Annotated in this window: 7 protein-coding genes; 3 read left to right on the plus strand and 4 right to left on the minus strand. The window is 72.4% G+C overall.

Annotated features, from left to right (window positions below):
• On the minus strand, positions 1-336 hold a 336-nt coding region (locus ACOV8S_RS23240; protein ID WP_448319986.1), incomplete at its 3' end, for a thioredoxin family protein.
• A 108-nt stretch (positions 337-444) separates the two neighbouring features.
• Positions 445-1,587 carry a PucR family transcriptional regulator gene (locus ACOV8S_RS23245; protein ID WP_448319987.1) on the minus strand — a complete coding sequence of 381 codons (1,143 nt, stop codon included), beginning with the start codon at positions 1,585-1,587 and terminating at the stop codon, positions 445-447.
• A gap of 129 nt (positions 1,588-1,716) precedes the next feature.
• On the opposite strand from ACOV8S_RS23245, the gene ACOV8S_RS23250 reads away from it, so the two are divergent.
• Positions 1,717-2,727, plus strand: a complete 1,011-nt coding sequence (locus ACOV8S_RS23250) for a ferredoxin reductase (RefSeq protein WP_448320136.1) — start codon at positions 1,717-1,719, stop codon at positions 2,725-2,727.
• 7 nt (positions 2,728-2,734) lie between these two features.
• On the plus strand, positions 2,735-3,853 hold the full coding sequence (locus ACOV8S_RS23255) for a fatty acid desaturase family protein (RefSeq protein ID WP_448319988.1): 1,119 nt from the start codon (positions 2,735-2,737) through the stop codon (positions 3,851-3,853).
• 112 nt (positions 3,854-3,965) lie between these two features.
• On the opposite strand, the gene ACOV8S_RS23260 is transcribed toward ACOV8S_RS23255, so the two are convergent.
• Complete coding sequence (locus tag ACOV8S_RS23260) at positions 3,966-4,730, minus strand: RNA ligase family protein (protein WP_448319990.1); 765 nt, start codon at positions 4,728-4,730, stop codon at positions 3,966-3,968.
• 470 nt (positions 4,731-5,200) lie between these two features.
• Between ACOV8S_RS23260 and fxlM the strand changes: the two genes are divergently transcribed.
• A complete protein-coding gene (gene fxlM, locus ACOV8S_RS23265) occupies positions 5,201-7,471 on the plus strand; it encodes a methyltransferase, FxLD system (protein ID WP_448319991.1) in 2,271 nt (756 codons plus the stop codon).
• Positions 7,472-7,493: 22 nt separating this feature from the next.
• On the opposite strand, the gene ACOV8S_RS23270 is transcribed toward fxlM, so the two are convergent.
• On the minus strand, positions 7,494-8,224 hold a 731-nt coding region (locus ACOV8S_RS23270), incomplete at its 5' end, for an MFS transporter (protein ID WP_448319993.1).

Here is an 8,224-nt window from a genome sequence, read left to right on the forward strand (position 1 = left end):
CAGGTGACCGTCCAGGAGCGTGCGGACCTCAGCACTGGTCATGGGCCCCGTGCCGTGCGCCACCGCCTCTCCGTCCTTCAGCAGGACGCAGGACGGGGCGCCGGTGATCCCGTAGCGCCCGGTCGCGGCGGGACAGCGCGTGATGTCGACGCGGACGGCGGTCAGGCGGCCCGCGTACTCCTCGGCGATGCCGCCCACGACGAGGTCCATCACCCGGCAGGGCTCGATCGCCTTGGGCCAGGTCCCGGCGAAGTACGCGAGGACCGGAGTCCCGCTCCTCCGGAGGACGAAGTCGAACTCCGCGTCCTCACGGGGTCGGTGCACCCGGTTCGTCATGGCGGCTCCTGCCCTCGCATCCGTTGTTCCGTCCCCATCATCCCCCGCGCGGTGTGCCGGACCGGCCCGGGCCGACCCGTGGGCCCGGCCGGGCGGACCGGCGCACCGTCAGCCGCTCCGACGACCGAGCGCCAGCGTCAGTTCGAGCACCTGCTGCGGCGACGCGAGATCCGGGAACAGCTCCCGCAGCTGCGCCATCCGGTACCGGACCGTCTGGGGATGGACGAACAACGCCGCCGCCACCTCGTCCCGCCTGCCCTGGTGCAGCAGCCACTCCCGCAACGTCTCCTCCAGGCGCTGTGCGGTCGCGTCGGGCAGGGTCCGCAAGGGTGCGAGGGCCCGGGCGCGCAGGTCCGCGAACGCGTCCGAGTCGGCGCTCAGCACCAGCTCGGGCAGGTGGTCCTCGGTGTCGCGGATGCCGGAGGAGAGGGAGCGCGCGCGGAGGGCCCGTGCGTACGAGGCGGAGGCACGGGTCCACGGCCGGGCCGGTCCGACCACGGCCGTGCGGTCGGCCAGCTGCCGCAGGAGATGTGGCCGGTCCGCCTCCGGGACGAGCAGCACACCGGTGGCGTCCGGCAGATCGTCGAGGACGAGGGTGCTCGGGTCGTCGAGCGTGCGGTAGGCGGGCCGGGCCTGGGCGGCGGGCAGCAGGACCGCCGTCAGCGAGACGGGGGGCTGCCAGCCGGCCCGCTGGGCGGAGGCCAGCAGCACGTCCGGGCTCGCCCCGGCGAGGAGGTCACGGGCGAGGTGTTCCAGGTGACGCTCCTGGGCCCGGCCACGGGCCGCCAGTTCGTCGGCGTGGCCCGCGGCGCTCGCGGCGGAGAGCTCGTCGATGTAGGCGAAGGTCAGCTCCGCGAACTTGGCGACCTCGGCCGCGGGCAGACCCGCGGGTACGGCACCCGCCGCCAGACATCGCCAGGCCACCCGGGCGCCGACGCGGTACGCGCTGAGCAGGGCGTCCATCGAACGGCCGTCACGCACCTCGCCGCGGCCCAGCTCGTAGGCCGCGTCACCGGCGTTGCCGCCGGTGGCGTTCCCGCTCGCCAGGTCCAGGTAGTGCCCCAGGGCGGTGCGGACGGCCCGCCGGATGATGCCGCCCATGTGGCCCGACAGGGCGTTGGCGTAGGAGGGGACCTCGTCGATGATCGCCTGGACACACTCGTCGGCGGTGTCCTTCAGCCCGGCCCGAAGGGCCGCGACCGTGGTCTCGTCCAGGGCCAGCTCGCTGACCCTCCGGATTGCTTGGTTCACGTTTGTTCCCTGCGAACAATTCTGTCGGCCAGATTTACGTGTTGCGGTCAGGACTTTACGCCTTGGGGCCAGCAAGCTGGAGTCATGACGAGTACAGCCCTCCGCAGCAGGGCGTGGAAACTGCTGGAGATGGTGACGACGCCGCTGCTGCCGTCGGACTACCTCGACCTGGTCAGCCCGCTGCGTGCGGGCGCGGATCTGCGGGGACGCATCGAGGAGGTGCGCCCCGAGACGGGTGACGCCGCGACGGTCGTGATCAGGCCGGGCCGGGGCTGGCGCGGCCACACGGCCGGCCAGTACGTGCGGGTCGGGGTCGATGTCGACGGGGTGCGCCTGTGGCGCGCCTATTCGATCACCTCGCCGACGGCCCGCCGGGACGGCCGGATCACGATCACCGTGAAGGCGATCGCGGACGGCAAGGTCAGCAATTACCTGGTCCGCAGAGCGAAGCCGGGCACGCTGATCCAGCTCGACCAGGCGACCGGTGACTTCGTGCTGCCGCGGGCCAGGCCCGGCAAGGTGCTCTACCTGACGGCCGGCAGCGGCATCACGCCCGTGATGGGCATGCTGCGCGACACCGAGTTCGACGACGTCGTCATGGTCCACTGCGCGCCGCGGCCGCAGGACGTGATCTTCCGCGGCGAACTGCACGACCTGGTCGCGGCCGGGAAGCTGCGGCTCACCGAGGTGCACACCGACACGGACGGCACGCTCGACGTCGCCCGTCTCGACGAGCTGGTGCCCGACTGGGCCGAGCGCGAGACCTGGGCGTGCGGGCCCGCGGGCCTCCTCGACGCCGCCGAGGAGCACTGGGCCGAGCACGGCGTGCCGGAGCGCCTGCACACCGAGCGCTTCCGCCCCACCGTCGTCGTGGCCGGCGCCGGCGGCGAGGTTACGTTCAGCACGACGGGCAAGACCGTAGAGGCGGACGGCGCCACGCCGCTGCTGGACGTCGGCGAGGATGCCGGCGTGCTCATGCCCTCCGGGTGCCGCATGGGCATCTGCTTCGGCTGCGTCACGCCGCTCAAGGCAGGCGCCGTCCGTGACCTGCGCACCGGCGAGATCACCGAGGCCGAGCCGGGCGTCCTCATCCAGACCTGCGTGTCCGCGGCTGCGGGCCCCTGTGACATCGAACGGTAGGAGCAACTTGACCGCCATCGACCCCACCGCCCATCTGACCGCGGAGCAGATCGAGGAGCTCGGCCGCGAGCTGGACGCGATCCGCGACGAGGTGATCGCGAGCCGCGGCGAGAAGGATGCCGCCTACATCCGCAAGGTCATCTCGGCGCAGCGCAAGCTGGAGTTGGCCAGCCGGGGCGTGCTGCTGTTCTCGTTCTTCCCACCCGCGTGGGTGCTCGGCACCGCCGGTCTGTCCGTGGCGAAGATCATGGACAACATGGAGATCGGTCACAACATCCTGCACGGCCAGTGGGACTGGATGCGCGACCCGAAGATCCACTCCACCACCTGGGACTGGGACCACGTCTCGCCGGCCGACCAGTGGAAGCACTCGCACAACGAGCTGCACCACACGTACACCAACGTGATCGGCAAGGACAACGACCTCGGCTACGGCATCATGCGCGTCGACGAGGACCAGAAGTGGCACCCGTTCCACCTCGGCCAGCCGCTGTGGAACTTCATCAACGCCTGCTTCTTCGAGTACGGCATCGCGGCGTACGACCTGGAGCTCGGCAAGAATCTGCACAAGCGCCGCCGCAACAACCCGGAGTTCCGCGCGCGGGCCAGGGACGTGGGCCGCAAGATCCGCAAGCAGGTGCTCAAGGACTACGTGATCCACCCGCTGCTGTCGGGCCCGTCGTTCCTCACCACGCTCGCCGCCACCTTCACCGCGAACCTGGTCCGCAACCTCTGGACCCACTCGGTGATCATGTGCGGGCACTTCCCCGAGGGGGTGCAGGTCTTCGAGCGCCGGTCGATCAACGGCGAGACGCGCGGCCAGTGGTACCTGCGCCAGATGATGGGTTCGGCGAACATCAGCGGCAGCAAGGCCATGCACTTCATGACCGGCAACCTCTCGCACCAGATCGAGCACCACCTGTTCCCGGACCTGCCGAGCAACCGGTATGCCGAGGTCGCGGTGAAGGTGCGCGCGCTGTTCGAGAAGTACGAGCTGGAGTACGTCACCGGGCCGCTGCCCAAGCAGGTGTTCTCCGCGTGGCGCAAGGTCTTCCGGCTCTCGCTGCCGAACAGGAAGCCGAAGGTCGACACCCCGGACCGCGAGCGGGAGCTCGTGGCGGCCTGATTCCCGGGTCGGGTGGGGATGTTTCAGCCGTGTGGGCGGCACCGCCGGGCCGGTGGGGCCCGCCGCGGACGGCACGGGGTGCGGCAGGCGCCGCACCCCGTGGCCTCGTGGGTCAGCGACGCGCGCGGCGCTTCAGGGTGCGTGCGTAGTCCTGGAAGCGGGCCTTGGCGATGACGGACCGGTCGGTCGTGCGCAGCACGATGCCCTCGGGGCTGCCGCCCGCGCCGTCGTCGAGGGCGACCCGGGTGGCCGGCAGACGCTCGGCGAGGAGGGCCGCCATGTCGTCGACGGCTGCGGGCAGCAGGTCGCCGGGGACCGTGGCGAGCCGGGGGACGAGGGGGACGTCCTCGGAGGCGGCGATCCGCTGGAGAGCGGCCTCGTCGCCGAAGTCCTGGCCGCCGCCGTCCCGCCAGGACGATATCTGTTCGAGGCTCCGGTCGAGGTCCTCGGGCCGCAGGAACGCGACGTCGAAGAGCCGGTGACCGATCCCGCTCCCGCCCGTGTACTGCTTGGCCGCGCCGCCGATCTTGCGGCCGTACACCTCGAGGTAGAACACCGTGACGCGGCCCTGCGCGTCGCCGGCCCGGAGCCGGTCGGCGAGCGGCCTCAGCTCGTCGACGATGCCGAGGGCCGGGTTGTGCACCCGGTCGCCCTTCGCGTGCAGCAGTTCCTCGCGCGAGCCGATGAAGTAGTCGCCGTCGGGGAGCAGGACGATCCGCCCGTTGGTGCCGTCGACCTTCTCGGTCAGGAGCACGTCACCGGTGAACCGGGTCGGCTCCTCCACGAGGCCGCCGTTCCTGGGGTCGAGGCGGTGGTAGGTGGGGATGCTCGGGTACTTCGTCGCGCTGTTGAGGGCGGCGAGGTCGGGTGCGGTCACGGCGGAAGGCTCCAGGTCGGTTCACGGGACGGACGGCCGCCGGCCGGCACACGGGCGAGGCCGGCCGGCCTCGCCCGGCGCGAACACCGCGGTGGGGGCAAGTGTCGTGCCGACGGCGACCTGCGGGGAAGCGATTTATCGGCACGCGGCGGGCGCGGCCACGGAGGAACGCGTCCGGCCGACCGGCCCGGACCACAGACCACCCCCCGGCTGGACCCGACTCCCACGCACCGAGCCGGACCGCGATCGCGACATCGGCGTTTCGGCCACCCGCCGGCACCAAGGCGCCCCTGCGCCGCAAGGGTCCGTGCACACCACATCTTCGAGCAGCGGCTCAAGCTCGGGGCCCGCGCTCCGTCCGAAAGACATGTGTTCGACATCCGAGGTCGTCTCGTTGAACCCGGCGCACCGCCCGTTCGCCGCGGTACTGACGAACTCTCACCCCTGTCTTCGAGCACCAGGAGCCGTCTGTGGCATTCACCCGGGCCGACTGGTCCGCGCACTACGCGAAGGGCCTCGACTTCCGGCAGTTGGGGGACGAGGAGAAACGGCTGCTCGCCGGGCTCGCCCCACCGTCCGAGGGCGGCCGCGCCCTGGATGTCGCCTGCGGGACCGGAGAACTGGTCGCCTACCTCGCCTCGCTCGGTTGCACGGTCGACGCAGTGGACTTCGCCGACGGCGCGTTGGACCGGGCCCGCGAGGAGCACGCCGGGCTGGAGGGTGTGCGCTGGATGTGCCTGGACGTCGAGCACGACGACCTGGGCGCACCGGGCGCACTGGACGATGGCGCCTACGACCTGATCGTCGTGCGGCAGGCCATCGCCTTCATCGGCGACCGTTCCCGGGTACTGCGCCGCCTCGCCGCACGCCTACGGGAGGGTGGAAGGCTGGTCGTCGTCACTCCGGTCGCGCGGCGCACTCCCGGGGAACGGCGGCACATCGCGCTGGACGAGGACGAACTCTCCGCGCTGAGTGACGGCTTCGGTCGCAGCGAGCGCTTCGACGCGGACGGGCTGGCGGTCCTTGTTCTGGGCGGCCCGGGGGCCTTCGCCGCCGTGGAGAAGGCACGGCCCGTTCCTCAAGCCGTGTTCGGCGCCGCGGTGGTCGTCACCGACGCCTCCGGTCGCGTCCTGCTGGGCCGCTCGGCCCGGGGGATGTGGGAACTCCCGGGAGGGCGCGTCGAGACCGGTGAGTCCGTACCCGCGGCCGCGGTGCGGGAACTCGCGGAGGAGAGCGGCCTGGCGGCCCGCGAGCAGGATGCCCACGTCCTCGCCGTGCTCCACGACGACCGGCTGGACGTGCGCCGGGTCACCGCCGTGGTCCGCGTCACCGCCTGGGAGGGCGCGCTCGGCCTGCCCGAGCCGCACCACTTCGTGCGCTGGGAGTGGCACGACCTGCACGCCCTGGCCACCCTCGGCAACGTGTTCACTCCGAGCGCCCATGCCCTCTCCGCCGTCTGGCCCGGTGTACTGACCGGCCTTCCGCCCGTGCATGCCTACCCGTGTGCCACCGACCACACGGCCGTGCGCGGCGAACCGGCCGAAGCCGTCGCACTGCGCGAGCGGATGGCGCGGAAGGTGACCGACGACGGCTGGGCGCCTGCCTCGCGGGTACGGGCGGCACTGCGCGAGGTTCCACGGCACCGCTTCGTGCCGGAGGTTCCACCGGAGACGGCCTACCACGACGACCTTGCCGTGGTGACCGTCAGGGAGGCCCCCGAGGCGGCGGTCAGCTCCGTGTCGGCGGCCTGGCTGCAGGCCGACATGATCGAGCACCTCCGGCTCAGGCCCGGCATGACCGTGCTGGAGATCGGCTCCGGCGGGTACAACGCTGAACTGCTCGCTCACGTTCTGGGCGAGCGTGGCCGCGTGGTCACCGTCGACATCGACCCGTACGTGGTGCACCGCACACGGAGGCTCTGCGCCGAGGCCGGCAGCGGCCGGGTGACCGCCCTCCTCGGCGACGGCGCTCTCGGTGCGCCCGGGCACATACCGGCCGGCGGATTCGACGCGGTGGTCGTGACGCACAACGCGGCCGACATCGCGCCCGCCTGGCGCGAGCAACTGGCCGAAGGTGGACGGCTCGTCGTCCCGCTGGAGATCGGCGGCTTCACCCGTGCCGTCACCCTCGTCCGGCGAGGTGACGTGCTGCATGCCGAACACTGGACGGTCTGCGGCTTCGTACGCGACCGCGGGAGCGCCGCCCGGACCGCTCCCGCCGTCCGGCCGGCCGACGGTGCGTTCGTCGTGCGGTGGGAGGACGGGACTCCTGCCGGCACGACCGGTCTCGAGGAAGCGTTGCGGGGGCCGAGGTACGAGGTCACGACCGGGCTCGTCGTGCGGGGTGGGTTCAGTTTCGCGACCTTGCAGATCTATGCCGCCACCACTCTTGCCGGCTTCTGCCGCCTCACCTCGGCCCAGGGGTCCGAGCTCGTTCTGCGGCAGGGTGCGGCCGCGATCGTGGCGGACGGCTCCTTGGCCTACCTGACCTACCGGAAGGTCGCCGACGGCCCGGAGCCTGCCGACCGTCTCAGCGAGTTCTTCGTGCATGCCTACGGCCCGTCAGGTCCCCTGCTCGCCGAGCGCTTCACGGCCTGCGTGCGGACCTGGTACGCGGAGGTACGCCCGACCGGCTACCCGTCGATGACGGTTCATCCGGTCGACGTCGCCGACGGACAGCTCCCGCCCGGAGCGGTGCTCGACAAGCCCTCCTGCCGCCTCGTCCTCGATTGGCCGGGTTGACCGCGACGGCCGGGCCGGGGCGTCACGACGGCTCGGGGGTGCTCTCCTGGGCGGGGGTCCGGGACTTCGGCTCGCCCGAGGGGGCGTCGGCCGGGGCGGCGGCGCGCAGGGCGGCCTCGACCCGGCGGTTGCTGGTCATGGTCGCCGTGACGGCCGTCATCGTCAGGAGGAGGCCGGAGGCTGCGTAGAGCGGGGTGCGGAGATCGAAGGCGGTGGCCAGCCAGCCGCCGAGGAAGGCGCCGAGCGGGGCCGCGCACATGGCCAGCATGCGGGAGGTGGAGGCGACCCGGCCCATGAGGTGCGGGGGGACGATCGCCTGCCGGAGCGAGGGCCCGAGCACCATCGTCGCGCCCATGCCGGCCCCGCAGGCGGCGAGCGCGAGCCCGGCCACGTAGGGGTTCGGGGCGGCGGCGAGACCCAGGATGGCGAGCCCTTCGAGCGCGGCCGTGCAGGTCAGCGCGGTTCCGGTGCCGAGTCGACGGCCGAGGGCGGAGGCGACGGCGGCGCCGAGCAGACCGCCGGTGGCCTCCGCCGTGAGGAGCAGGCCGAAGCCGTAGGTGTCCATGCCGAGACGGTCGCGCGCGAAGAGGGCGAGAACGGTCTCCACGGCGAGGAAGGCGACGTTGCCGACCGCCGGGCGGAGCGCGAGCCCGAGCAGCAGCCGGTCCCGGAAGACGTAGGAGGCGCCGGCCCGCGCCTGCTGGAGCAGCGACTCGCGGGCCTCCGGTACGGGGCCGGGTGCGGCCGGCAGGG

It is taken from the genome of Streptomyces sp. CO7 (assembly GCF_053474865.1).